This window comes from Enterococcus sp. DIV0240d (assembly GCF_051711245.1).
In the GTDB taxonomy this organism is placed as follows: Bacteria; Bacillota; Bacilli; order Lactobacillales; family Enterococcaceae; genus Enterococcus_D; species Enterococcus_D casseliflavus.
This window is the reverse complement of record NZ_JBIOMG010000001.1, coordinates 2,701,256-2,726,601: the sequence shown is the minus strand read 5'-3', so window position 1 is coordinate 2,726,601 and position 25,346 is coordinate 2,701,256. Positions and strand designations below refer to the sequence as shown.

The 25,346-nt window shown below is 39.0% G+C and carries 34 protein-coding genes and 1 tRNA gene; 26 read left to right on the top strand and 9 right to left on the bottom strand.

Annotated elements, in window-relative coordinates; translation table 11 throughout:
• Window positions 1-49: 49 nt before the first annotated feature.
• From IGJ25_RS12980 to ybaK, 3 genes are read left to right on the top strand one after another with little or no spacing between them, the layout of a single operon-like run.
• Window positions 50-1,219, top strand: coding sequence for a class I SAM-dependent rRNA methyltransferase (locus IGJ25_RS12980; protein ID WP_225001167.1), 1,170 nt, complete (start codon window positions 50-52; stop codon window positions 1,217-1,219).
• Between the two features lie 5 nt (window positions 1,220-1,224).
• Window positions 1,225-1,977 (top strand): type I 3-dehydroquinate dehydratase, encoded by a 753-nt coding sequence (aroD, locus tag IGJ25_RS12975; RefSeq protein ID WP_005229128.1) that lies wholly within the window; start codon window positions 1,225-1,227, stop codon window positions 1,975-1,977.
• A gap of 50 nt (window positions 1,978-2,027) precedes the next feature.
• Window positions 2,028-2,519 (top strand): Cys-tRNA(Pro) deacylase, encoded by a 492-nt coding sequence (gene ybaK, locus IGJ25_RS12970; RefSeq protein WP_005229129.1) that lies wholly within the window; start codon window positions 2,028-2,030, stop codon window positions 2,517-2,519.
• A gap of 55 nt (window positions 2,520-2,574) precedes the next feature.
• On the opposite strand, the gene IGJ25_RS12965 is transcribed toward ybaK, so the two are convergent.
• Together IGJ25_RS12965 and IGJ25_RS12960 are read right to left on the bottom strand one after the other, a co-directional pair.
• Window positions 2,575-3,612 carry a tagatose 1,6-diphosphate aldolase gene (locus tag IGJ25_RS12965; RefSeq protein WP_005237193.1) on the bottom strand — a complete coding sequence of 346 codons (1,038 nt, stop codon included), beginning with the start codon at window positions 3,610-3,612 and terminating at the stop codon, window positions 2,575-2,577.
• Between the two features lie 137 nt (window positions 3,613-3,749).
• Window positions 3,750-5,012 carry an NAD(P)/FAD-dependent oxidoreductase gene (locus IGJ25_RS12960; protein WP_225001166.1) on the bottom strand — a complete coding sequence of 421 codons (1,263 nt, stop codon included), beginning with the start codon at window positions 5,010-5,012 and terminating at the stop codon, window positions 3,750-3,752.
• 160 nt (window positions 5,013-5,172) lie between these two features.
• Between IGJ25_RS12960 and gdhA the strand changes: the two genes are divergently transcribed.
• Both gdhA and IGJ25_RS12950 read left to right on the top strand, forming a co-directional pair.
• Complete coding sequence (gene gdhA / locus IGJ25_RS12955; protein ID WP_225001165.1) at window positions 5,173-6,522, top strand: NADP-specific glutamate dehydrogenase; 1,350 nt, start codon at window positions 5,173-5,175, stop codon at window positions 6,520-6,522.
• Between the two features lie 102 nt (window positions 6,523-6,624).
• Window positions 6,625-7,971, top strand: a complete 1,347-nt coding sequence (locus tag IGJ25_RS12950; RefSeq protein WP_438779371.1) for a glucose-6-phosphate isomerase — start codon at window positions 6,625-6,627, stop codon at window positions 7,969-7,971.
• Between the two features lie 102 nt (window positions 7,972-8,073).
• Here IGJ25_RS12950 and IGJ25_RS12945 read toward each other — a convergent pair whose 3' ends face one another.
• The 5 genes from IGJ25_RS12945 to IGJ25_RS12925 form a co-directional block, all read right to left on the bottom strand.
• A complete protein-coding gene (locus IGJ25_RS12945) occupies window positions 8,074-9,297 on the bottom strand; it encodes a tyrosine-type recombinase/integrase (RefSeq protein ID WP_438779370.1) in 1,224 nt (407 codons plus the stop codon).
• Entirely contained in the window at window positions 9,297-9,575 is a 279-nt protein-coding gene (locus IGJ25_RS12940) for a hypothetical protein (RefSeq protein WP_312189521.1), read from the bottom strand. The genes IGJ25_RS12945 and IGJ25_RS12940 overlap by 1 nt, the downstream gene beginning before the upstream one ends.
• 171 nt (window positions 9,576-9,746) lie before the next feature.
• Window positions 9,747-10,499: a hypothetical protein gene (locus IGJ25_RS12935; protein ID WP_182454502.1), complete on the bottom strand. Its 753-nt coding sequence runs from the start codon at window positions 10,497-10,499 to the stop codon at window positions 9,747-9,749.
• Window positions 10,500-10,510: 11 nt separating this feature from the next.
• On the bottom strand, window positions 10,511-10,984 hold the full coding sequence (locus tag IGJ25_RS12930; RefSeq protein WP_312189519.1) for an ImmA/IrrE family metallo-endopeptidase: 474 nt from the start codon (window positions 10,982-10,984) through the stop codon (window positions 10,511-10,513).
• An 8-nt stretch (window positions 10,985-10,992) separates the two neighbouring features.
• Window positions 10,993-11,355, bottom strand: coding sequence for a helix-turn-helix domain-containing protein (locus tag IGJ25_RS12925; protein ID WP_396203968.1), 363 nt, complete (start codon window positions 11,353-11,355; stop codon window positions 10,993-10,995).
• Between the two features lie 155 nt (window positions 11,356-11,510).
• On the opposite strand from IGJ25_RS12925, the gene IGJ25_RS12920 reads away from it, so the two are divergent.
• The 13 genes from IGJ25_RS12920 to IGJ25_RS12860 all read left to right on the top strand — a co-directional run bounded on the left by IGJ25_RS12920 (window position 11,511) and on the right by IGJ25_RS12860 (window position 18,175).
• Window positions 11,511-11,738 carry a helix-turn-helix domain-containing protein gene (locus tag IGJ25_RS12920; protein WP_118215336.1) on the top strand — a complete coding sequence of 76 codons (228 nt, stop codon included), beginning with the start codon at window positions 11,511-11,513 and terminating at the stop codon, window positions 11,736-11,738.
• A 16-nt stretch (window positions 11,739-11,754) separates the two neighbouring features.
• Window positions 11,755-12,537: a BRO family protein gene (locus tag IGJ25_RS12915; protein WP_438779369.1), complete on the top strand. Its 783-nt coding sequence runs from the start codon at window positions 11,755-11,757 to the stop codon at window positions 12,535-12,537.
• Entirely contained in the window at window positions 12,534-12,788 is a 255-nt protein-coding gene (locus IGJ25_RS12910) for a hypothetical protein (protein WP_086292996.1), read from the top strand. The genes IGJ25_RS12915 and IGJ25_RS12910 overlap by 4 nt, the downstream gene beginning before the upstream one ends.
• 64 nt (window positions 12,789-12,852) lie before the next feature.
• Window positions 12,853-13,401, top strand: a complete 549-nt coding sequence (locus IGJ25_RS12905; protein ID WP_438779368.1) for a hypothetical protein — start codon at window positions 12,853-12,855, stop codon at window positions 13,399-13,401.
• Window positions 13,402-13,406: 5 nt separating this feature from the next.
• Window positions 13,407-13,655, top strand: coding sequence for a helix-turn-helix domain-containing protein (locus tag IGJ25_RS12900; RefSeq protein ID WP_438779367.1), 249 nt, complete (start codon window positions 13,407-13,409; stop codon window positions 13,653-13,655).
• A gap of 2 nt (window positions 13,656-13,657) precedes the next feature.
• Window positions 13,658-13,849, top strand: a complete 192-nt coding sequence (locus IGJ25_RS12895) for a hypothetical protein (protein WP_438779366.1) — start codon at window positions 13,658-13,660, stop codon at window positions 13,847-13,849.
• A gap of 151 nt (window positions 13,850-14,000) precedes the next feature.
• Window positions 14,001-14,942 (top strand): YqaJ viral recombinase family protein, encoded by a 942-nt coding sequence (locus tag IGJ25_RS12890; protein WP_438779365.1) that lies wholly within the window; start codon window positions 14,001-14,003, stop codon window positions 14,940-14,942.
• A gap of 1 nt (window position 14,943) precedes the next feature.
• Window positions 14,944-15,846 (top strand): recombinase RecT, encoded by a 903-nt coding sequence (locus IGJ25_RS12885; protein ID WP_416230094.1) that lies wholly within the window; start codon window positions 14,944-14,946, stop codon window positions 15,844-15,846.
• 35 nt (window positions 15,847-15,881) lie between these two features.
• On the top strand, window positions 15,882-16,787 hold the full coding sequence (locus tag IGJ25_RS12880) for a Lin1244/Lin1753 domain-containing protein (RefSeq protein ID WP_438779364.1): 906 nt from the start codon (window positions 15,882-15,884) through the stop codon (window positions 16,785-16,787).
• A 14-nt stretch (window positions 16,788-16,801) separates the two neighbouring features.
• The gene (locus IGJ25_RS12875; protein WP_438779363.1) at window positions 16,802-17,209 is read left to right on the top strand and encodes a RusA family crossover junction endodeoxyribonuclease; all 408 of its coding nucleotides are present in this window, start codon (window positions 16,802-16,804) and stop codon (window positions 17,207-17,209) included.
• 12 nt (window positions 17,210-17,221) lie between these two features.
• Window positions 17,222-17,497 (top strand): hypothetical protein, encoded by a 276-nt coding sequence (locus tag IGJ25_RS12870; RefSeq protein ID WP_438779362.1) that lies wholly within the window; start codon window positions 17,222-17,224, stop codon window positions 17,495-17,497.
• A 59-nt stretch (window positions 17,498-17,556) separates the two neighbouring features.
• Complete coding sequence (locus tag IGJ25_RS12865; protein WP_438779361.1) at window positions 17,557-17,907, top strand: hypothetical protein; 351 nt, start codon at window positions 17,557-17,559, stop codon at window positions 17,905-17,907.
• A 43-nt stretch (window positions 17,908-17,950) separates the two neighbouring features.
• On the top strand, window positions 17,951-18,175 hold the full coding sequence (locus IGJ25_RS12860; protein ID WP_438779360.1) for a hypothetical protein: 225 nt from the start codon (window positions 17,951-17,953) through the stop codon (window positions 18,173-18,175).
• A gap of 297 nt (window positions 18,176-18,472) precedes the next feature.
• Here the strand turns inward: IGJ25_RS12860 and IGJ25_RS12855 are convergent, their stop codons facing one another.
• A complete protein-coding gene (locus IGJ25_RS12855; RefSeq protein ID WP_142434969.1) occupies window positions 18,473-18,781 on the bottom strand; it encodes a hypothetical protein in 309 nt (102 codons plus the stop codon).
• Between the two features lie 402 nt (window positions 18,782-19,183).
• Window positions 19,184-19,444: a hypothetical protein gene (locus IGJ25_RS12850; protein WP_438779359.1), complete on the bottom strand. Its 261-nt coding sequence runs from the start codon at window positions 19,442-19,444 to the stop codon at window positions 19,184-19,186.
• 44 nt (window positions 19,445-19,488) lie between these two features.
• Here IGJ25_RS12850 and IGJ25_RS12845 point away from each other — a divergent pair, with 44 nt between their 5' ends.
• The 8 genes from IGJ25_RS12845 (at window position 19,489) to IGJ25_RS12810 (ending at window position 25,344) form a co-directional block, all read left to right on the top strand.
• The gene (locus tag IGJ25_RS12845; RefSeq protein ID WP_438779358.1) at window positions 19,489-20,013 is read left to right on the top strand and encodes a YopX family protein; all 525 of its coding nucleotides are present in this window, start codon (window positions 19,489-19,491) and stop codon (window positions 20,011-20,013) included.
• Window positions 20,003-20,191 (top strand): hypothetical protein, encoded by a 189-nt coding sequence (locus IGJ25_RS12840; protein WP_438779357.1) that lies wholly within the window; start codon window positions 20,003-20,005, stop codon window positions 20,189-20,191. Before IGJ25_RS12845 ends, IGJ25_RS12840 begins: the two co-directional genes overlap by 11 nt.
• Before the next feature lie 281 nt (window positions 20,192-20,472).
• On the top strand, window positions 20,473-20,889 hold the full coding sequence (locus tag IGJ25_RS12835; protein WP_438779356.1) for an ArpU family phage packaging/lysis transcriptional regulator: 417 nt from the start codon (window positions 20,473-20,475) through the stop codon (window positions 20,887-20,889).
• A gap of 230 nt (window positions 20,890-21,119) precedes the next feature.
• Window positions 21,120-21,193 (top strand) — tRNA-Pro (locus tag IGJ25_RS12830).
• Between the two features lie 129 nt (window positions 21,194-21,322).
• Complete coding sequence (locus tag IGJ25_RS12825) at window positions 21,323-21,682, top strand: hypothetical protein (RefSeq protein WP_438779355.1); 360 nt, start codon at window positions 21,323-21,325, stop codon at window positions 21,680-21,682.
• Between the two features lie 80 nt (window positions 21,683-21,762).
• On the top strand, window positions 21,763-22,518 hold the full coding sequence (terS, locus tag IGJ25_RS12820) for a phage terminase small subunit (protein WP_438779354.1): 756 nt from the start codon (window positions 21,763-21,765) through the stop codon (window positions 22,516-22,518).
• Window positions 22,511-23,824: a PBSX family phage terminase large subunit gene (locus IGJ25_RS12815; RefSeq protein WP_438779353.1), complete on the top strand. Its 1,314-nt coding sequence runs from the start codon at window positions 22,511-22,513 to the stop codon at window positions 23,822-23,824. Before terS ends, IGJ25_RS12815 begins: the two co-directional genes overlap by 8 nt.
• 11 nt (window positions 23,825-23,835) lie before the next feature.
• The gene (locus tag IGJ25_RS12810; protein ID WP_438779352.1) at window positions 23,836-25,344 is read left to right on the top strand and encodes a phage portal protein; all 1,509 of its coding nucleotides are present in this window, start codon (window positions 23,836-23,838) and stop codon (window positions 25,342-25,344) included.
• Window positions 25,345-25,346: the final 2 nt, after the last annotated feature.

Genomic DNA, 25,346 nt, shown 5'->3' with positions numbered 1-25,346 from the left:
CAGTCGCTTTTTGCTATACTAAAAAGGAGAATGAATGGAGCAGATGAACATGAAAATAAAACTAACGAAGCAAGGATCAGCGAAGCTTCGCAAAAAGAATCCGTTGATCCAAAGAGAAGATCTTCAACAAGCAATCGAGACGAAGGAGTGGGTCACCTTTATTGATCAGGCCAACCATTTCTTAGGTGTCGGCTATCTTGGGGAACAAAATAAAGGGATCGGATGGGTCGTATCCTTTGAAGAAACAGTGATCGACCAAGCATTCTTTGCGCAACGCTTTGCGAAAGCAAAAGGTAAACGCAGTGCTTACTATCAAGATGACCTGACAGATGCCTTTCGTCTGTTTAATGGCGAGGGGGATCAATTGGGGGGACTTACCGTAGATTTGTATGGCGAGTATGTCGTTTTTTCTTGGTACAATGCCACCCTTTATCAACATAAAAAAGCGATCGTGGCGGCTTTTCGTCAAATCTTTCCCGAGATCAAAGGGGCATATGAAAAAATCCGCTTTACGTCTGATCTGCCTGAATCAGCATGGGTCTATGGAAAAACGGCACCTGAACCCTTACTGGTGAAGGAAAATGGCGTCACGTATGCGACGTATTTGAACGAAGGATTAATGACGGGCATCTTTTTGGATCAAAAAGAAGTTCGTGGGCAACTTGTTGATGGCTTGGCAGCTGGCAAGACGGTTTTAAATATGTTCAGTTATACGGGGGCGTTTTCTGTCGCTGCTGCTGTCGGTGGCGCTGCTCAAACAACGAGCGTCGATTTGGCAAAACGCAGTCTAGAAAAGACCCGCGAACAATTTGCAGTCAACGGCATTGATCCAGATACCCAGCGTATCCATGTCATGGATGTTTTCAATTACTTCAATTATGCCAGCAAAAAAGACTTGCGCTTTGATGTGATCGTTTTAGATCCGCCGAGTTTTGCCCGCAACAAGAAAAAGGTCTTCTCGGTTGCGAAAAATTATGGCGACTTAGTCACTGATAGTTTGGCGATTTTAGCGCCTGATGGCTTATTGATCGCCTCAACGAATGCGGCCAATCTTTCACCGAGGAAGTTTCAAGAAATGATCGAAGCATCCTTAAAGAAAGCACACGTTGCTTATGAATGTATTCAAAGTTATGGTCTACCAGCTGATTTTGCGGTAGATAAGCATTTTTCCGAAGGGAACTATCTGAAAGTATTCTTTTATCAAATGAAAAAGGAGTGAAGTAGATGAGCCGATCAAAACCAGTAACGTTAGACGGGAAAACACCGTTGATTTGTGTGCCATTGATTGGGAAAACCAATGAAGAGATCTTGAAACAAGCCATTGCTGCTGAGGAATCAGAGGCACAGATCGTCGAATGGCGTGTTGATCATTACAAACATGTCGAAGACCAGCAAGCGGTCTTAGATGCGTTATCACATATTCGCACGACATTAAAGCACAAAGAGCTGCTCTTCACTTTTCGAACCTTGGAAGAAGGGGGCGAGCGGGCGTTCACATTGACCCAGTACAAAGAATTGTGTTTAGCTGCTGCTGATTCAGGCTTGATCGATTGGATCGATGTCGAATTAGAGAAAGCTGAATTTTTAGGTCGAGCCTTTATTCAAGAAATCAAAAAGGCACAGGTAAAGCTGATATTGAGCAATCATGATTTTGAGAAAACGCCAGAAGATGCTGTGTTGATTTTAAAGATCGGCGTAATGAATCAATTTGGTGCCGATGTTGGTAAGTTAGCGATGATGCCCAAGCAAGTCCAAGATGTTTTACGTTTGATGGGGATCATTACTAAAGCTCGTGGCTTCAACCAACTGCCGTTGGCGATCATGTCGATGGGGGAGCTGGGTAAAATCAGCCGGGTTAGTGGGGCATTGACTGGTTCGGTCTTTACTTTTGCTTCGTTGCAAGGTGCTTCAGCACCTGGACAAATACCGATCGAACGAATGACCAACTACTTACAAGAATTTTCACTCAATGAGTAAGACCAGCCAAGGCCTTCTCTTAGAAGAAACCAAAACAAAAGAGGGATAAAATGGCGAAGAAGAAACAAAAAACCAATGCGATCCGTCAAGTAGAACAACAGAAAATCGCTTATAACGAATACACCTATGAGTGGTCGGAAGATCATCTCGATGCGCAATCCGTCGCTGCACAACTAGCACGCCCGCAAGCCATCTACAAAACGCTGGTGGCAGTGGGCAACAAAACAGGTCCGCTGGTGGCTGTGATTCCTGGAAACAGAGAAGTGGATCTGAAAAAGTTAGCCAAAGTCAGTGGAAACAAAAAAGTAGAGATGCTGCATCTGAGAGATTTAGAAGAAACGACTGGCTATATTCGCGGCGGCTGTTCGCCGATCGGGATGAAAAAGCTCTTTCCTACTTATATTGACCATAAGGCAGAGACACTTGAAGAAATCGTGGTTTCTGCAGGAAAGCGCGGGTTGCAGATGGGGCTTGCCCCACAAGCGTTGCAACAATTGACTAGGGCGGTCTTTGCCGATTTGTTGGCACCTGAACACGAATAAAAAATCCCCGTGAACCATCTTGAAATGCCGTTCACGGGGATTATTTTGTACTATTTTATTCCATTACTTCGATATCGAAAACCTCAATATTTTCTAAACCACCATAAAAGTCAAACCACGGAGTGGCATATTGTTTTAGAATGGCGTTTAATTCTTCAACATTTTCTTTCCCTTGGGTGTCCAGCCATTCCAGTAATGCTTTGGCGCCTTGCTTCCCATAGATTTCCACACTATCGCGCCAAGTTGCTCGTCCACCTAAGATCCCTGAGAATTTAGCACCGTGTTGACCAGCAAAGGTCAATTCATCGCGAAAGACATTCGCTGGGACACCCGCACTCAAATAGATAAATGGTCGCGTCGCAGCGTCACTAGCTTCTTTGAAGTAATTGGCGGCTTCTTCTTGCGTATAGACGGCCTCTAAGCCTTCTTTTTGGAAACCTTCCACTAAGTCGAACTGAACCGGTACTTCGACTTTCAAAATATCGATATGGTAATGATCTTTCGTCAGTTCCTGAATGGTTCGGATGACCTTGCTCGGTTTGATCTTGGCAAAAGCAGGTGATTTGTCATCTGTGATCTCATCGTCGTAAACGATTGGTTCCACAAATAACGGAATATCGGCCGCTTGTGCCTCCGTACCTAAACGTTCTAAAAACGCATGTTTGGTATCTAAAATCTCTTGCGGTTCATCTGGATTATAATAAACCAAGACTTTCGCAGCATCTGCCCCTTTTTTCACTAAGCGCTGCAGCGATTCATTGGGTAGAATTTCTGGCAAACGACCCGGCGTATTGACATCATACCCTGTTTTTTCATAGGAAAGGATCAAGCCAGCGTTGGGATTCTTTGCTTCGATCCCTAAGAAGCCATATTCCTCATCTAACAAAATACTGCTGACATATTTGGTCAATTCTTGGGAAACCAACTGCTTGAATTCATAAATGTGTTCCATCGTAAAGTCATCCGGTCCAGTTGCCGCCTTCATCATTTTTTTCATGGAACCACGTTGGTCGATCGCTAGTGCGGCAATCACACCATCCTCATTTGAAAGTTTTTGCATTCGTTCAAATTTACCTCTTGAAATTCGTTTCATTAAAAAAACCTCCCTCGATCTTGCTATCTTTAGTCTACGCCTACTTTGAGAAAAACCCAACTAATAAGCAAAAAGAGAGGAGACCCAGGTGTTGGTAGCAACGGCAAGGATATTGCTGCCAACACCTGGGTCATCGATCAATAACTGAAATAACTAGCTGTTTCTGCTGCGTTTTTCCCTGAAACATGTCCAGTACAAAACGCTGCTGTAATGTTGAAACCACCTGTATACCCATTGATATCCAATAATTCACCAGCAAAATACAAGCCGTTGATTTTCTTGCTCTCCATGGTTTTTGGATTGATTTCTTTCAGATGGACCCCGCCACCAGTCACGAAAGACTTTTCTAACGGGAACGTGCGAACGATAGTGACTGAAAAGCCTTTGATCAAGGAAGCGAGCGCAGCCAACTGTTCTGGTGAGGCTTTTTCAGCAACCAGCTCATGCAGGTCTAGCTGCTGCAAAAAGAAGGTCATCAAGCGCTCAGGCAAAAAGCCAGCTAAAGCATTCGGCAATTGTTTCTTCGAAGCCGCAGACTGAATCAATTCCTGGGTCAAGGCTTCATGGGATTTTGCTGGCAGACAATCCAGAACAACCATCACGGGTTGTTGCTTTTTCAATTCTTGGTTCACAAAAGAGGAACAGCGTAAAGCAGCTGGACCAGATAACCCAAAGTGGGTAAACAAAAGATCCATGGTATGGGCGACGATGGGCTTTCCTTTTTGATCCAAGACACTCAACGTGATGTCTTGCAAGGAAATGCCTTGCAACGTCCGCTCTTGAATAAAGGAGTCTTCTGAAACAAGCGGCGATTCGGTTGGATAAAGTGGCGTAATGGTATGGCCGACTTTTTTTGCCATCTTATAGCCGTCCCCCGTTGCGCCCGTGGAAGGATAGGTGCGGCCACCTGTCGTCAAAATCACACTAGGGGCAGAGAACTCATCGGTTTCGGTTCGCACGCCGCGAATTTGACTGCCGTCATGGATCAGCTTTGTGACGACCGTGTTCGTCAATAGGGTGACGTGATGATCGTTGATTGCTTGAAGCAACGCTTCGACGATGGTTTTTGATTTGTTCGTCACAGGGAACATCCGTCCGTGGTCTTCTTCTTTTAAGACGACACCTAAGTCTGCGAAAAACGCCATTACATCATAATTATTGAATTGAGAAAACGTGCTATACAAAAACTTGCCGTTTCCTGGAATATGAGCAACTAAATCATCTACCGGCCGATTATTGGTTACATTGCAGCGTCCGCCGCCAGTCATCAATAATTTCTTGCCGATTTTTTTGTTTTTTTCGATTAATAACACCCGCGCACCTTGTTTGGCAGCAGTGATCGCAGCCATCATGCCGCTGGTACCTGCACCAACAACAATGACATCATAGGTTTTTTCCATTCTTTTCACCTCTTTGGGATTGTAACACATCGGCTATGAGTGCTGAAAGGATTGGTCGATTTTTTTCGAATAATAAAAAATTCTGACAATTCTAAAAAAAAGCGTGCAATTTCAGAAAATTTCTTTAAAATAGAAAATATCTTAAAGGAGGTAATGCACTATGACCAAAGCTTCAGCTTACGTGAAAGAAATTCAAGCGAAGATTCATGAGAAAGACCAACACCAACCGGAATTTCTTCAAGCAATTGATGAATTTTTGCCTACGATCGTTCCCTTTTTAGAGGAGCATCCAGAATATATTGAATCAAATATCCTTGCACTCTTAACTGAACCAGAACGTTTTATCCAATTCAGAGTCCCGTGGCAAGATGATCAGGGCAACTGGCAAGTAAACCGTGGCTATCGGATTCAATTCAACTCGGCAATGGGGCCTTACAAAGGCGGCTTGCGTTTTCACCCAAGTGTAAACTTGAGTATCTTGAAGTTTTTGGCGTTTGAGCAAATCTTCAAAAACAGCTTGACAGGTCTGCCGATCGGCGGCGGAAAAGGCGGAAGTGATTTTGATCCAAAAGGCAAATCCAATGCCGAAGTGATGCGTTTTTGCCAAAGCTTTATGACGGAGCTGTCAAAACATATCGGACCTGACTTAGATGTTCCAGCTGGCGACATTGGTGTCGGAGGCCGAGAAATCGGCTATTTGTTTGGCGCCTACAAACGATTGAAACAATACGATGCTGGTATTTTAACTGGTAAGCCATTAGACTTCTGGGGCAGTAAAAACCGCACAGAAGCAACGGGTTATGGCGCCGTTTATTTCGTTAAGCATTTATTGACTGACCTAGGTGAAACCTTTGCAGGCAAAAAAGCGATCGTTTCTGGAAGCGGCAATGTTGCGATCTATGCAATTGAGAAATTGCAAGAATTAGGTGCGATCCCTGTCACGTGTTCTGATTCCTCTGGTTTTATCTATGATAAAGACGGCATTGATCTGGCCTTGTTAAAAGAGATCAAAGAAGTGAAGCGTGAACGGTTGACGGCTTACGCCAAGGAACGTCCATCAGCCGAATATCATGAAGGGGCATCTGTCTGGGATTTTGATACACCAGCGGAATTAGCCTTTCCATGCGCGACCCAAAACGAGATTGATCTCTCACAAGCCAAACGTGCAAAAGCCAATGGTGTCCGGGTCGTTTCTGAAGGCGCGAATATGCCTAGCTCATTGGAAGCAGCAGAATATTTTATTGAAGAAGGAATTTTCTACTGCCCAGGAAAAGCAGCCAATGCTGGCGGCGTAGCCGTTTCTGCGTTAGAAATGAGTCAAAACTCCCAACGACTGCAATGGGAAAAAGCTGAAGTCGATGCCAAATTGGACGATATCATGAAGTCGATCTATGAGGCATGCCGTGATACTGCTGAAACCTTCGAACAAAAAAATAATTTTATGTTAGGTGCGAACGTCGCAGGCTTTGAAAAAGTTGCTAAAGCAATGTTTGCTCAAGGACTTGTCTAAAATCACCCAACAGGCTACCTATCAGGAATTACTTGAAAAAAGTTGAAAAAAAACGTAAAGTAGGTAGTGTATGAAAAACTATTTTTTCAAGGAGGACAAATCATGTCACACATCAAGTTTGACTATTCGAAAGTAGCACCATTCGTGAACGAATACGAATTGAGCTACATGCAAAGTCAAGTTACAGCAGCAGACAAACAATTACGCGAAGGAACAGGTGCTGGTAGCGACTTTTTAGGTTGGATCGACCTTCCTAAAAACTATGACAAAGATGAATTTGCGCGCATCAAAAAAGCGGCTGAAAAAATTCAATCTGATTCTGAAGTATTAGTCGTGATCGGGATCGGCGGATCTTATTTAGGAGCGAAAGCAGCGATTGATTTCTTAAATCATTCTTTCTTTAACTTGCTACCAAATGAAGAACGCAAAGCACCACAAATCTTTTTTGCAGGTAATTCGATTTCTTCAACATACTTAGCAGATTTGATCGAAATCATCAGTGACCGTGACTTCTCTGTGAATGTGATCTCAAAATCAGGAACAACTACTGAGCCAGCGATCGCTTTTCGTGTTTTCAAAGAACGTTTGATTGAAAAATACGGCAAAGAAGAAGCCAACAAACGGATCTATGCAACAACGGATAAAGCGAAAGGTGCAGTAAAAGTTGAAGCAGATGCTGAAAACTGGGAAACCTTTGTGATTCCAGATGACGTCGGCGGCCGTTTCTCTGTATTGACTGCTGTTGGTTTATTACCAATCGCTGCCAGCGGAGCGGATATCGATGCCTTGATGCAAGGGGCAGCAGATGCTAGCGATGCTTACGCAAGTGACGACCTTGAAAAAAATGAAGCGTATCAATATGCAGCAATGCGTAACATCCTTTATCGTAAAGGCAAAGTAACCGAATTGCTGATCAACTACGAACCAGGCATGCAATACTTCTCAGAATGGTGGAAACAATTATTCGGCGAGTCTGAAGGAAAAGACCAAAAAGGGATCTATCCTTCAAGTGCAAACTTCTCGACAGACTTGCATTCTCTTGGTCAATACATCCAAGAAGGCCGTCGCAATATCTTTGAAACAGTTGTTAAAGTTGAAAAACCACGCAAATCAATTGCGATCCCTACACAAGAAGCAGATCTTGATGGTCTTGGCTACTTAGAAGGAAAAGAAGTTGATTTTGTTAATACGAAAGCCTTTGAAGGAACATTACTTGCACATACAGATGGGGATGTACCAAATCTGTTAGTAAAAATTCCTACAATGGATGCATACACGTTAGGTTACACCATGTACTTCTTTGAGATCGCTGTAGGTATTTCTGGCTACTTAAATGGCGTGAACCCATTTGACCAACCAGGGGTTGAAGCGTACAAGAAAAACATGTTCGCCTTACTTGGCAAACCAGGTTTCGAAGATCTTGCAAAAGAATTGAACGAACGTCTATAAATCAATACTTTTAGCACTTTTATAAATTGATGGTGAACGAAACATGTTCGCTTTAGTTTGTAACTGGTGATAGTTTTGGTGATAGTCGCAATTAAAAAGCACTCATTGCGAGTGCTTTTTTCTTTCGTTTTCGATGTAGTTTTCGAACTGCTCCATAGACCTCTTTTTGACCTCTGGTGAAATGTGGGCATAAATTTGAGTTGTTGAAATATCTTTGTGACCAAGAAAGTCTTTGATATCTTCTAAGGACAGACCAGCTTGCCGAGACCTGACTGCAAATGTATGCCTGCCATCGTGAACTCTAATTTTCGGCAAATCAGCTTTTTCAGCAATCCGATTAAATGCACCATTCACTGATCGATCACGAACTATCTTACCTTTGTATCTCTTACTGGTTTGTAAGAAGATAAATTGTTCGCCATCTTCAGTAGAAGGGAAGGTACCAAAAGTACTCAGGATATGATTTCTAAAAGCAAGCAGCGCTTGTTTGCTTCTTTTAGTCATAGGCATACTTCTGATACCGGCTGGTGTTTTTGGATCATCAGTAATGATAGCATTAATGTTCAAGCCTTTTTCAACTGATCCCAACCGTTCTCTTTCAATACTGATCATATTCCCACCGAAATCAATATCCTGCCACTGTAAACCCATTACTTCTGATTTCCTCAATCCCTGATCAAAGATTAGTAGGAAGAAGGGGTACCATAAAACCTCGGATTCTTTTTTCGCAAATTCTAAAAATCTATCAGCTTGCTGCAAATCATAATATCTGATCGATTCTTTTTTCTCAATCAATCTGGGAAATTCAACGAATTGAGTTGGGTTATCTTTTATATATCCTAATTGAATTGCTTTTTTGAATGCATTGCTGAGAGTTGCATTCACACTCTTGGCAGTAGTGATAGACAGTCCTTGTCCGCTTCTTCCTAATCCTGTCTTTGTAAGTAGTAGATTAATGAATTTTTGATGATCAGCTCGAGTATATTTGTTCAAAGAATATTTTCCAATATAGGGAATGATATACATCCTTATGTTGGCTCTGTGAACTACTCTTGTACCTTCTTTGACTGCTTGCTTATAATTGGTTACCCAATCTTCAAGAAATTCTTCTATAGTTAAGTTCTGTGGATTTTCTTTGAAATATTCTTCTGATGCAATTTTTCCTTCAATTATTTTGGCATAACTATTTGCTTCATCAAATGACTTAAATCCTTTTTTGTGTATCTTGTTTTGTTTTCCTGTTCCTGGATTGATTCCATTAGAAATGAAAACTTCATATCTATATTGTTTTGCCTTCTTTAAATAGTATTTCTTAATAGAAGCCATTAATTATCATTCCTTAATATGGACTCTGGCAGTTCAACCATTTTTGGTTTATACCAACCTTTTTCGTACAACTTATCAAGACCTAATTGTTTTTCTTCGTAAGTGAAGGCAGGTACTTTTCTGACTTTACCAGTATCTAAATCATGTTTTATTTGTAATTGATCCTTTAGTATCTCTTGATATTCCTCCTCGGTGTAATCAGGATTTGTCAAAATAGGGAATATTCTGACGGTAGGAACATCTTGTTTTAATCTCTCTCTCAATTTGTATGGATTCATAAAAATCAACCTTTCGTATTTTTAATATTTAAAATCAATATTTGAGTGAATCAGCACGAATATTATCAAAAATAAGTTACTTTTTCGTATTTATTTTCAATTAAAACGAATGTATGTTCGTTTTAATCTTGAAAAGAAAAGCCCGAAGGCTAATCTTTAACCGGATAAACATCAGAATTTTTCAAAAATCAAACGAGCGTCGTCTGTGGGCATTTCTCTTACCGTATTATCAAATGAAATAGAGATTATTTCTCCATCTTCTAAAGTTACAGCAACATCATCATTTGACGGATTTAATGTTTGATCTCTTGTTTGTCCAGTTGAATCATTGTAAATACTGGTAGACCATCCTAAATTATCGAATTGAGGATCCATTGATATATTAGACTTCAATTTGTAATTGCCAGCAGGTATATCTCTGCCTACGATGAACTCGCCAACTCCTAATTGGGTTGAAGGTTCAACTGTCTCTGGGACTGCATTAAATTTAACTTTAGAGATGTTGCTGAAGGAAAGGGTATCATTATTGAATAGGACCATACGTATTTTTGATGGATAATCCCCGATATCATCTTTTGCACCAGCTACCCAGTTGATAAACAGTGATGTAACAGAATCACGTGTGCCCATAATATTACCACGGCCGCCAGTGATTTCAACATCGTATATACCTGGAGTAACATCTCCATTTTCACCTACAACTAGATCTTTGGTCACATAGATTTCATCTGTAGTTTTCGACATAGTTGCTAAAGTGTTTAAAATATCAAGTGATGATTGCTCTTCTGCTACACTACTTGATTCAACTACAGCTTGATTTTCCGAATTAGATGATTGAGGAGGTGTTTCATTTTTAGTTTCTCCACATGCTGCTAATGATAAAGAAGAGATAAATACCAATCCTAAACTAATTGCTTTTTTCATTTTTCCATCTCCTAAAAATTATTAAATGATTTTAAAACTGCTACAGTCCCATTCGGTTGGAAAAGGAGAGTGTAGTTGTTTTCTGTTTTAATGCCGTTAAATTTCCTAGAATAGTAAGCGATGGCTGTTTTTAAGGTTTCAACTGTAATTTGTAAGTACTCAGCACTTTCCTCTACAGTTTTACATCCATGCTCATAGCATTCGATTATATCGTAAGGGCTTACTACTAAAATCGCACCAATGTCTCTGGCACGACGTTCTTGTCTCTTATCAGATCGAGTGGCTTGAGCTGTTATGTCTCCAACTGTTGTAAGATGATGACCCAGCTCTTCACCTATTGTCCCGGGTAGTTCTAAGTATGTTTGGTTAGGATTGAGATATACAATATTATCATCAAGAAGTCCTTTTTGTTTTTTTGGCATCATAGGATCATAAACGAAGTCCAATTCAGGGAACAAAGCCATCAATTCCTCATGCAATTGCATCTACACACCTACTTTTTCAAAGGATTATTTTTCCTATACTCTATATAGCGTAAAATTTCTTCAATTTCTTCTTCAGTTGCATCATCGTCAATATGTGCGGCAATAGTCCTTATCAGATCATTGGGTTTATCAAATGAATCAGACCATTCTTTTTTATAACCATCTTCCCCTTTCAACAGATAATCAACTGTTACTCCGTAAATAGCAGCTAAATCTATTAAAGACTGGTTATCTGGCTCTCTAGTCCCGTATTCCCAATTAGCGTATGTAGCCATATTTTTTAATCCCAATTTATTGGCTACTAACGTTTTGGTCCATCCGTTATTTTCTCTTAACTGTTCAAGTCTTTTAGCTAGGTTTGATTTATCCAATGTTTTCACCTCGTTTAGTTTATTATAAAACATTTAAACATATTATTTAAAAAGTTAAACAAAAAGTGTAATATATTCTTGACTTAAACAAATCGTTTATGTATACTGTGAATATAGAGTTAAACAAAAAGTTTAATTTAAGGTGGTGATAATAAATGAACCTCGGAAAAGATGCCTATAAGAGAATGCGAGATATTCGCAAGAAAAAAGGAGTAACACAGAAATATGTTGCTGATCAGCTGGGTTTTAAGACTTCTCAAGCATACGCTAACATTGAGTATGGTAATACAGAATTAAAATTAAGTGTAGCTCTTCAAGTTGCAACCATTTTAGGTGTATCTGTTTACGATTTTTTAGGCGAAAAAGTTAAACAAAAAGTTTAAATCGGAGGACAATAATATGAATCAACTGCAGATTTTTAGTTTCGAGTCCAAGGAAGTTAGAACAGTTGTTGTGAATGACGAACCTTATTTTGTTGGAAAAGACGTTGCAGATGTTTTGGGATATAGCAACACTCAAAAAGCTATCCTTAATCATGTTGATGAAGAAGATAAGGGAGTAACAAAATGGGACACCCTTGGTGGAAAGCAAAATATGACAATCATCAGTGAATCTGGATTGTACAGCTTGATTCTAAAATCCAAACTTCCAAATGCAAAAAAATTCAAACGTTGGGTGACAAGCGAAGTTTTACCATCTATCAGAAAACATGGTGCATACATGACAGATGATGCCCTGGCAAAAGCTTTAACTTCACCAGAGTTTGGAATCAAGTTATTAACAGAACTGAAAAATGAGCGTGATCAAAAAGAACAAGCTCAACAGCAATTAAAGGCTCAGGAGCCACAAGTTGTTTTTGCAAAATCAGTTGAGGTATCACAAAACTCGGTAGCAGTAAAAGTTTTAGCTACTATATTAAAGCAAAACGGCGTAAGTATCGGGCAAAACAGAATGTTTCAATGGTTGCGTGAGCATAAGTATCTTTCATCTCGACCAGGAAAATCTTGGAATATGCCAACTCAAAAGAGTATGGATAAAGGATTGTTTGAATTAAAAGCCAATACTTACTTCCATAATAATGGTGTTCCGGAAACGAATTACACACCACTTGTGACAGGTAAAGGGCAAATTTATTTTGTAAACAAATTCAAAAATGAATTTTTATGTGAGGTGGCAAAATGAAAGACAAACCACAAATGATTAAAGCAAATGTCGATTCGGGATTTCTACCACGCTATATCGAAATGATTATTCCTGCAATCAAACGCAAGTTTAACATTTCAATCGGTATTGAAGGCGAACTGTTCATAAACCCTGGCGGAGTTGAAGAAATCATCATTCGTTTTTTAGCTACCGATGAAGTAGCACAGGACATTTATTCCTATATTGACGAAAAATGGCAGTTCGCCTCAACACCTGAACTTGTTGCTTAAGTTCATTTTAAACAACAATTTACCGTTTGTGCCAAAAACAATAACGAATAAAAGGAGTGAAAGCATGCCGAAAGCAGCAAAAATCGGTCGGACCTTAAAACTATCATTATTTCTTTCGGGAAAGAGACAGAAAGAATTAGCGATCGATGCAAGCACACCAAATGCAACAGTAAGTGATCATTTTAATGGAGCCAACGTCAATATTGACAAGGCTATCGAGTATCTAGAGGCAATGAAAGAAAATGGGTATCAAGCTACTGATGAATTAACAGGAGACATCAGTTACCAATACTTAGGATTTTTCAAATCAATGGATGGCCAACTGGCAGATGTTAAATCAACGAACGATCTTGAGATATTTCAAGAAATCGAGTCAGATGAAAGAAAAGAACGGAAGAAAGTAGCTCAAAGAATCGTAGCTGAATCACAGGTGAGAATGCTGACTGATGTTGAAAAAACTGAACTTAGGAATTACACAGATGAGTTTCTTGATGAAATTATCGTAGAAATGGCGATCGTTTTTTCTATCTTGAAGATTTTAAACGTCACTATCCAAGAGGCTATTAAAGAGAGAATGCCTCACTGGATCAAAAAAAGATATATGAGGGGGTAACCACTATGAAAATATCTCAAATGAAGAATGTTGTACCACTTGAGAGAAGAAATGAAGTGTTAGAGGTTGAGTGGAAGAAAGCCAAAGAAATCGCCGATTATCTTGGTATTTCAAGACCAACGTTATCTAAATTAACACATAGGGCTATTGATCCGATTCCTTTTTCAAAACTTAGCGGGATTCTTCAATACGATCTGCAAAAGGTTAAGGAATGGGAAGAACGCAATAGAACTTTTAATTATAAGGAGGCGTAATTATGAAACGTTCAATCAAAGACACTTTGACCGTAACTGTACTTTTGTTTTTTGTAGTAGCATTCTCAGCTATTCACATTGCTGCAGGTTTGACATTAGTTTTCTTATGGGGCTTCGCTAATGTTGTTTATGATTTAGCTGCTAAAGATTACCAAGACAAAGAAAAAAGACTTGCTAGCCGACCAAAGCAATAGCAAGTCCATCAAATATTTGGATAAATATCTTTGTCTCCATTTTAAAACAGAAAAGGAGAAATGACAATGAATTCTTTTGAACAAGCGTTAGACGAGTATTTGACAACTCCCGGATGGGGTCAACCAATTTCAATCGAGGAGATGACAGATGATGAGTAAATCAACTCTTGAAATGACTCATGACGAGTGGTTATTAGATCGTCGAAAGGGTATAGGTGGCTCAGATGTCGCTACAATCCTTGGGTTAAACAAATGGAAGTCACCTTATCAATTATGGCTAGAAAAGACAGGTCAAATCGATTTAGAACACACCGAGAGCGAACCAGCGTATTGGGGAAATGTTCTAGAGGAAGTTGTCGCTAGAGAATTTCAAGAACGAACAGGCAAAAAAGTTCGCCGACGAAATCAGGTATTCGATCATCCGTTACATCCGTTCTTGCGAGCGAATATCGATAGAGATGTTGTTGGTGAAAATGCTATTTTGGAATGTAAAACAGCAAATGCCTTTCTAGGTAAGGAGTGGGAAGGCGAAGAAGTTCCTCTGAGTTACTTGTGCCAGGTTCAGCATTACATGAACGTTTTAAATAAAAAATATTGTTATATTGCGGTTCTAGTCGGTGGACAGAAGTTCATTTGGAAACGAGTTGATCGTGACCAGGAACTGATCGATACCATTACCGAATTATTAGTAGATTTTTGGGAAAACAATGTCATAAAAGGTATCGAACCCATGATTGATGGTAGCGAAGCTACACAAGAATTTTTGAAAGAACGTTATTCAGAGTTAGATGAAGTTGAGACAACTTTGCCGCCAACATTTGATGATCTTGTTGATCAAAAACGTGAACTAAAAAAGACCAAGAAAGATATCGAGACCTCTATTAGACAGCTTGATAACGAAATTATAAGTGAGTTGGGAAAACGTAAAGCCAGTATCGGTATCGCACAGAAGAATATCATATCTTGGAAATTAATATCTACAAGGCGTATGAACAGCAAAAAGCTTGCTGAGAAATATCCAGAAGTAGCTGAAGATGATGAAATTTACAGTGTCACTGAGTCGAGACGACTTACAGAAAAGGAGATCAAATAATATGGCAACTAATGACACGTTAAAGAACCAGTTAGCAGAGAAAAGCACTCAGGTAGTTGATCCTTCAAAGTTAGGTTTCAAAGCCTTAATGAGTACACCGCAAATGAAGAAGAAGTTTACTGATATCCTTCATGAAAAATCAGACCCATTCATGGGATCACTTATGACACTGGTTGGTGGCGATAACTATCTCTCCCAGGCTGAACCAATGACAATCATTGCATCAGCCCTAAAGGCAGCAACTATGGACCTGCCAATCGATAAGAATCTCGGTTATGCATATGTAGTTCCGTTTAATAGATATGAGAAAAAGGGTAAAAATTGGATTACACACAACGAAGCCCAATTCATTCTTGGATACAAAGGGTATATACAACTTGCACAAAGAAGCGGCCAGTACAAAGCATTAAATGCTTTGGCAATATATGATGGTCAACTAATTGACTGGAATCCTCTGACCGAAGAATTCACCTTTGATTATAAAGCCAAAATTTCTGATGAAGTTATAGGTTATGTGGGATTCTTTGAATTATTGAACGGCTTCAAAAAGACAGTTTATTGGACCAAGCAAGAAATTGAGAGTCACCGTATTAAGAACTCAAAAAGTAAAGACAAAGAGAAATTGAGCGGTGCTTGGGTTGAAAACTATGACTCAATGGCAATTAAAACAGTATTACGTAACCTTTTATCAAAATGGGGCTTACTTTCAGTCGAAATGCAAACAGCAATCACTTCTGATGAAAAAGTTTTCCGAGTTGATGAAAACAGTGATCTGATTGAGGAAACTGATTTATCAGATATGGAACCATTACCGCAAGAACGAAAAGAAGCAGAACGAGTTGATAATACAGAAAACATTGATACTTTGTTCGATACATCTAATCCGCCGTTAGAAAAACAATGAGGGAGTTCTTCTCCCTCTGATTAGGAGGAATAAGCGTGGCAAGACCAACGAAGAAAGGTCTTGATTATTTTCCTCTAGATGTCGATTTTTTATCAGATTTAAAAGTTCGAAGAATTATAAAAGCATGCGGTAAAGAAGCCGTTCATATACTACTCGCCCTGCTGGCTAATGTTTATCGTGATGAGGGATATTATGTTTTGTGGGATGAGGATCTTGCGTTCTTAGTGGCTGACGAAGTTGGTGCGAAGGAGGGCACAGTAGAAGAACTGGTAAAAAAAGCCGTACAAGTAAAATTCTTTGATAAAGAAATTTTTGATAAATACTCCGTATTAACTTCAAAAGGGATTCAAAACAGATACATTCTAGCCACTAAAGAACGTAAGAAAGTTGAACTAGAATTTAAGTATTTGCTGACAAATGAAGTTAATCGGTCGAATATCTCGATTAATGGGCGGAATAACTCGGTTAATCAGGGGAATAATCAACAAAGTAAAGTAAAGGAAAGTAAAGGAAAGGAAATAAAAGAAGATGCTACCGCGAGCGAAGGTGCGTCCCTCGAAACTTTCCAAAAATTATGGCTCTTTCCAAATGTTGTACAGGTCGATGATTTGCTTAATTTGGTGGATGTCTATGGCGATGAGCTTGTAGAGGCTGCTATTAAACTTGCTGGTAGTAAAGACGTCCCTAAGAATCGAGCTATTAGCTTTTTAACGGCATCTTTGCAGGAATGGGCAGACGCTAACGTTAAAACAATTGATCAAGCTAGAGATTATCAACGAACCAGAGGCGCTAAGAAACAGGGCTATAATCAAAAGCCAATACGTGAGGAAAAACTACCTGATTGGGCTGTGAATGGACAGGAAGAAGCCCAGTTATCACCGGAGCGTCAAGCAGAGCTTGATGCAAAACTTGCAGCATATTTAAACAAAACGAAGCATTGAGAGGAGCAGATGGCTTGAAGATCGTCATACCAATTACGCCAAAGCCACAGTCTAGGCCAAGATTTACCAAGCGTCGTAAGACTCCTTACGAAGAAGCACCGATGAAAGCATATAAAAATGCGGTTAAGTATCACACTATGGCTACAAAGCCGCTGCTGATCGATAAGGGTCCTGTGATGGTCGATATTTGTTTCTATGTGTATCCGCCAGCGTATATCTCAAAAGTGAAGAAAAACAGGACTTTGCTTGAGGACGAGACAATGTACTGCGATAAAAAGCCAGACATTGATAATTATTTCAAAGCAGTGACGGATGCGGTAAACGGCATTTTGTATAAAGACGATGGCCAGATAGCAGTTAGCATCTGCCGTAAAGTTTACAGCTTCAATCCTCGAACAGAAATTGAAATTAATCCACTTTAGGAGGGACCATCAATGAGAAGTAGAAGCATTAAAGCGCCATTCGAAGATTTTGGAGAATATGAATCAGCAAATGTTCAAGAAAAAGGATCTGTAAAAGTTGGTGAAAGCTACATCTGCACTCCGGGAAGACCTTTTTCAGGTCAGATAAGAGCGCAAGTAAGTCGAATTTACAATAATTCAGCACGAGTAAGAATCCTCAGCTGTATTGAAGAAAAAGATGATGAAATACAACGAAATCTTAACGATGTGACTGTAGTAAGTCTTAAGAAAATCCACGAAGTCTGCTAGAAACTCAGAAATTTGTTAGTTGAGAATCGGAAGATATTACCAACTAGGAGGAAACGAAAGTGAAAAAGGAGCTTTTAGATTTTATTGAAGAAGAAAAGGTTTTAGATGCCAATCCTAAAATGGAAATGGTACCTGCAAAACTGCTTGAGAAAAAGGTACAAGATTTATACCTCTTCGAGAAGTCTGCACAATATGACTTGATTGAATGGATTCAAGAAAATGACAGTGAACTTGCTGAAACAATTCAAGGAGTCATAGACACGTGGAAGGTGATACACAATATACCTAAAGTTATTGATCCTAATACCTCGGTTACTATCGATGCTGTTGATGTAGACAGTCTGACAGATGACATACTAAAGGGCGTGAAAAAAGGCATCTTTAACGTGATTAATACAAGACAGATTTAGTTAGTAATCGACAGAAATACACAACTAGAAGGGAAGACTATGAATGTCAAAACAGTATAAAGTACTCGGAGAGACAAGAGTGATCCAAGGTGAAAATGGCAATGCAAAAGTACAAATTTCGAAAGAGTTAGCGAATGATGAGCCTATGCTTGTTACATTTCTCGGCATGAATGTTGAAGCTGTCGCAAATAAATTTAATATGACAGTCGATGATCTTCTGAAACTGATAAAACAAAATATTGAAGTGGAGCCAATGCAATTCGATTAGTCTACTATCCACAAAAATTGTGGAAATAAAAAAACTACCCTAAAAGAGTAGCAACAGAATCATAAATTATTTTTTTTGGAATCGGAAATTCCGTGTTTAACTGCCAATCTGATGATTCCATAAAGCATAAATCCTATAAAAATATACCAAATAAAAGCTAAAAAAGTTCCCAAAGCAATACCTCCTTTTAGGTATTGTAACATATTTTATATTTTACCAAGCCAGCTATCCGACGAAATAAAAAACTGATTGATAATGGCATCAATCAGTAAGGGATATAAACGATCGAGGATAATATTACTTATCATCGTTTTCTTTAAAGTAGTCATCAATATACTCTTTAATTTTTTCAAAATCTTTAGTCAGAAAAAATTTAGAAGGAACTTTTATGATAGGAAGGTTATTTTCATTATCAAAAGGAGCGAATGGCTCAGGAAGAACCAAGTAGTCAACATTATCTTTGTCCCGAAGATAATTTACTGAAACATCGTAAAATTGAGAGAAATAATCTTTAAGGCTTGTATCTTTTTTAGAAAGAAGTCCTGGAGATAATGGCGTATACGACAACACATTATTGAGCACTAAGACAAAACAAATTTTTTTCATAGATAAACCACCTTTCAATTAGATTATATACCAGTTAATTGAATTAGTGTAAATGAATTGAAAATATTGGTATTTGATTATTTGATAATTAAAAATCTTTAAATTATAAAAAAACAAATAAATCCGCAATCGTCAACTATAACGGAATAATCACAACAAAAAACCAGCACCATTGGAGCAGAGGTACTGGAAAGGCTACGTTTAAAATTGATTGGGCCTCAATACTTTGGATTAGGAGTGTGCCTTTTTTTAAATAGTACTTTAATTAATCATTTTCAGCAAATAAAAAACCAACAACTATAAAGTTCCTGGCGATACCTAAAAATTTAAAGGAGTTAGTTAAAAGAATATAAAAGTATTACAAATATTCTAAAGCAAAAGTTGGAGGTAATTCAAGACCCACTATGAGTCTTCTTTGCGAACAATATGAATTTCGTTATCAGCAAGTTGTTCGCTAATACTATGGAATAATCTAAAATTGAATTCCATTTCAAGACAACGAAAGAACTCGTCTTGATATTCACTAGTAATATCGGACGCAGTTTTTAATAAGTCGTTTGGATCGTCTGTCAGTTCAAGCTCGACTGGTAGATACTCCAAATCATTTAAAACGTATTCCGCAGCAGATTTCATAGCAGCACGTGCATCAACAGTAATTTTCATACGATCGCCTCCTAAGGCGATTATATCATGAACGGAGGGATAAGATGGTACCAAAATTTAGAGGTTGGCATAAAGAACTAGAACAAATGATTTACGGTAAAGAAGTTTGTGGACACATTGAATACACAACTAATCTGATTGATGCTCTTAATACAATGCTTAATGAAGATGATTATGATATAGAAGTCATGCAATCCACTGGCTTGAAAGGTTATATGTCAGATTCACACGAAGACGATGAAGAAAAGGATGTTTATAGAGGTGACATCATTGATATCTTTTGGGAAGAGTGGCCCATGGGCTATTACCAAGAAAATCATATGATCGGTGTGGTTGATAAAGACGAAACAGGAACAGCATGGATAATCAAAGATGCCAAGTACGCCTTTGACACTCCCAAACCTATACCTAGTGAAGTTGATGGTATTTCTGTTTCCATGAGTTTACCTGATGCGGAAGATTTTGAAGAAATATTCTTGCACAATTTTAACTTAACATCAAGCGATATAACTATTTTAGGCAACATCTGCGAGAACCCAGAACTGTTGGAGCAAGCTAATGAAAACTAGCCACTCAATCATCATAATACTGTTAACGATCGCTGGATTGAGTTGGCTATCCTATACAATAGTGGACCAACAACAGCAAATCATAAAGCTAGAACAGCAGCTGCAACATGAGCAGATGAAGTACAAGATTATTATCAATGATCCGCTAGTGCAAGATGCGATGGAAAGTGGAGGATGAAGATGACTTTTGCAGTACTAGGTACAACGGCTTTTGTCGTGATTATGGTTCTATGTGTTGTGATAGGCAAGGCTGCTGACAAAAAGGAGCAAGATTATGGAGGACGCTATTTTATGGAACAAGATGGCTTTGATCATCGAAGTGATCGTCACAGAGCAGTTAAAAGAGATCGAAAGTAAAGCAAAATAAAAAGCATTAAGCAATCGCCCAATGCCCCCAAAATAATGATTTTGTACCCGCCAAGGTAATTTCATTATACCAAATAAAGGAGCGATTGAGCAATGATGCTATTACTAAGAGAAGTTGATTTTTCTCAAACGAGAAAGAATGCACGATATGTTTTGAAGAACTACCGTCGGTTGGAGCGGATTGCAGGTCGTTCAAAGATCGATGTCCGCTCACCAATTATTACTGATATGCCTAGAACACCTAGTAATGGAAATAAGTCTGAGGATGCTTTTATTCAAAGATTGGATGCAGAAACAGAAAGAGATGCAATAATCGTTGCGCTTATGGCTTTGAAGCTAACAAGCAGGCAGATACTTCATTATAGCTTCTGCTTACAAGATCAGTATTCTAATCTACGGATCGCAGATGAGATGGGCTATTCAGTTCGGCAAATTGAGCGAATGAAATCAGATGCATTGGTTGAATTTGCTGAAAGTTATCGTCGTAGCAAGCTTGTTGCTTATCGCTGAAAAATGGCGGTTTTTTGGCGGTATAATGGCGGTTTAGTACCAATAATCCATAGTAAGATAGTATTATCAATTATTGTAAATAACAGGGCGCACTCCTTAAAGATACGTTGGCAGACCTCCTTTCTGAAAATTATTCCCAGCGCCCTGTATTTAATTAAGGCGGCGACAAAAAATCTATTATGAATGGAGTTGAACACACTCCTTATCTTCATTCGCTAGCCGTCTTTTTTCAGGAATTGGCTCAGCTTGGTAGAGCGCTACTCTTGGGCAGTAGAGGTCGCAGGTTCAAATCCTGCATTCCTGATTGGGAGTTGTCAATTAGATTACTCACATGATCTTTGGTGATTCCTACTAAACAGTCCTTCGGGGCTGTTTTATTCATAAATTTCCTCATACTTTTGATATAATATAATCAAGAAGTGAGGTGATAAACATGAAGAGGGCAATACTTCCTTTCGAAAAAGAAAGCATTTTGAAAGATGAGGTACTAGAGCATATAAAATGGTATCAGGATCGTGTTAAAGAAGGATATGAGCTGTTAGAAAATGGACAAAAGTCTCAAGCAAGAGAAAAGCTGAGAGAAATAAATAAACAATTAGAAAAAGAAAATCGTCATTATCAAATGGACAGAGTAAGTAAACCAAATTTGGATAACACTTTATTTATGACTTACTCTATAGCTATTCATAATGCTCTTGCTCACCAGTCTCAAAAAAATTCGTTTAGCAGAATAGACTCTAATCTTTACGACATTTCTGATTATCTTGATGAAAGTGATTTTAATGATTTATAAACGACATTGACCTCGCTTGAGGTCTTTTTTTATACATAGAATTACAAAACAAACACAGATTGCGAGGTGGTGGAGAATGGATGGCTAGACAGAGAAATCCGATGCGAGATGAAGCATTTCGTATTTGGATAGAATCGAATAAAAAGAAGCCGCTCAAAGATATTGCCGATGAGTTAGGTGTATCTGCATCTACTGTCCGAAAGTGGAAATCAGAAGATAAATGGGACGGTGAAACGAAACGGAGCGCTCCGAATGAAAAAGAGCGTTACGATTCAATGCGTGGGAATCAAAATGCCAAGGGTAATCCCGGAGGCAAGCCACCACCTGACAATAAGAATGCTGTTAGCCATGGACTATTTGCCAACTGGCTTCCTGATGATACACGCCAAATCATTCAAGAACTCTATACATCTGAACCTAGCGATATCCTTTGGAACAATATTATGATCCAATATACCGCAATCATACGATCGCAGAAAATCATGAACGTTCAAAGTGAATTTGATCATACAGAAGATATTGTCAGTACGGAAGTAAATCCGATGTTTGTTGACCAAGAAACAGGCAAATCAGTCCAAACAAAGGTTACACGCCAATTTCAATATGCATGGGATAAACAAGCTAGTTTCCTAAATGCTCAATCAAGGGCAATGGGCACGTTGTCTAATCTAATTAAACAGTTCTTAGCCATTGCTGATGAGCAAGACGAGCGTAGGAAGAAACTTGACCTTATGGACGCGCAAATCGCCAAACTCAAATCAACTACTAATGATGATTCGAATACTGGTGGCGGAGATATTGTTATTGTCGATGCTTGGGGTGATTTCGATGAATAAGATCGATGTTCAAAAGGAGGTCAACCCACATTTCAAGTCAGTATGGATCAGCAAGAAGCCTTATAACATTTTAAGAGGCGGGCGGAACAGCTTCAAATCGTCTGTCATTGCGCTGAAGCTTGTTTTTATGATTTTGCTATACATTATGACTAAGAGGAAAGCAAACGTTGTAATCATTCGTAAGGTGGCAAACACGATACGTGACTCAGTATTTCTAAAGATTCAGTGGGCACTAGGAAAATTCTTTATCCTAGATCAGTTCTCTTGTACGGTATCCCCTTTTAAAATCACTCATAAGAAAACTGGATCTACCTTTTATTTTTATGGGCAAGATGATTTTCAAAAGCTGAAATCAAATGATATCGGTAATATTATTGCTGTGTGGGTCGAAGAAGCAGCAGAGTTTAATAGCGCTGAAGAGTTTGACCAAATGAAGGCCACGTTTATGCGACAGAAGCCAATGGATGCAAAGCAAGTTCAGTTCTTCTACTCATACAACCCACCTAGGAATCCATATCATTGGATTAACGAGTGGACCAATGAACTAGAAGGGCATAAGGACTACTTGATTCATTCATCAAGCTATAAAGATGATGCTTTAGGATTTGTAACGGAGCAAATGGTTGACGAGATCAACCGGATCAAAGAGAACGATTACGACTACTACTTGTATCTATACGAAGGGTTGCCAGTAGGCTTCCAAGATAATGTTTATAATGTAGAAACATTCCGCAAAATAATTGATTTGCCTAGCGATGATTATGTCACCGCTATTTTTTATTCCCTTGATGGTGGTCATGCCCAATCAGCAACAACAGTCCTTTGCTTAGGGTTGACGGCAAAACAAAAAGTCGTGCTGCTAGACACCTACTATTATTCACCAGCTGGAAAGAGCGTGAAGCTTGCACCTTCCCAGTTATCAACAGAGGTGCATAAGTTCATTTCTAAGACACTTGAAGACGAGCGGTGGAAGAATGCTCGTGTCGTTAACAGAACGATAGACAGCGCTGAAGCAGCACTTAGAAACCAGTATTATCTTGATCATCAAATCAGATGGCATCCAGTAGCTAAGAAAGATAAACAAACCATGATTGACTTTGCGACCAATTTATTTGCGCAAGGTCGTTTTTATTATCTCGATACTGAGAACAACAAGATTTTCTACGAGGAACATAAACATTACCGGTACAAAGAAGGTACCGCAGATACAGATAGCCCGGTAGTGATTAAAGAAGATGATCATACCTGTGATGCCTTTGAATACTTCTGTGTAGATAATGCAGCTATTCTTGGTATTGCAGTTTAGGAGGTGAGGATTTGGGATTAATTCAGTCAATAAAAAATTTATTTAGAAAGGGGGCGGCCAACATAGGAATTGTTCAGCGATTAGATAGTGTGTTAGATCATCCGAAAATAAGTATGGATCCAAACGAATACAATAGAATTAAAGATTCGTTAAGGCGTTATGAAGATAAGTACGACAAGGTTAAATTTATGAACAGCAACAAATCAAACCAAGAGCGTGACCTATCATCAATAAACATGATGAAGAAAGTGGCAAACCAGTATGCTACTGTTGTCTTTAACGAGCAGTGCGAAATTAACATTGATGGCGAAGCAGCCGAATTTATTTCCGGTGTATTCGAACACAATGACTTTAAAAAGAATTTCAGCAAATACCTTGAACCAATGTTTGCACTTGGAGGATTGGCGTGTCGACCATATCTAGATAAAGGATCAAACCAAATCGAATTCTCCTGGGCTTTAGCTGATGCCTTTTATCCTTTACAGTCTAATACAAACAATATCAGCGAAGGTGCTTTCACGTTTTACTCATCTAGAGTGGAAAACAAGAAACCTATTTTTTATACGCTCATTGAATTCCACGAGTGGGTAGAAGGCAACTTTGTAATTACTAATGAGTTATATCGTTCAGAACGATCGGACATTGTAGGCACTAAAGTCCCGGTAACAGATCTGTATCCAGATTTAGAAGAGTCAACAACATTTATTAATCTATCCAGACCGCTGTTTGGCTATTTGAAACCAAGTGGATTCAACAATATCAGCCCTTATTCGCCACTAGGATTAGGGGTTTGCGATAATTGTAAACGCACGCTAGATCGTATCAATCGATCATATGATGAGTTTGACCAGGAAATCAGACGGGGAAGACGCAGGATTGCAGCTAGTGAAATGCTGATGAACAGTCGGGTCGATGAAAAAGGACATGTCAGACAGTTCTTTGACAATCAAGAGGATACTTTCCAAATCATTCCAGGATCAAATATGGATGATTACACGATCAAAGACCTTACAACGAGCATTCGTACAACAGAATACGTTGCAGCAATCAATCACCATTTAAAAACACTAGAGATGGAAACGGCTTTGTCGAGCGGAACATTCAACTTTGATCGCACTGGATCGTTGTCTACAAAGACGGCGACCGAGGTGGTCAGCGAGAATTCTCAAACATATCAAACTAGATCTATGCAAATCACTGAGGTTGAAAAGTTTATTAAAGAACTGGTTATTTCTGTTTGTGAACTAGGAAAAGCGTTAAAGTTCTATAGTGGCGCAACACCTATGTTTGATGAAATTGCTATTGATTTCAAAGATGGTGCTTTTACTTCGACTGACGAGAAACTCACCTTCTATCAAAAACTGATTGCTTTAGGATATCCGACTACCAAAGCATTTGAAAAAATTTTGGAGGTGCCGGAAGAAACAGCCTTGGAGCTTTACCAAGAAGGATTGCGACTTTCCGCTGATAAATTATCAGGAATGATGAACAATGCCGGTTTACCAGAAGAAATGGAGTGATT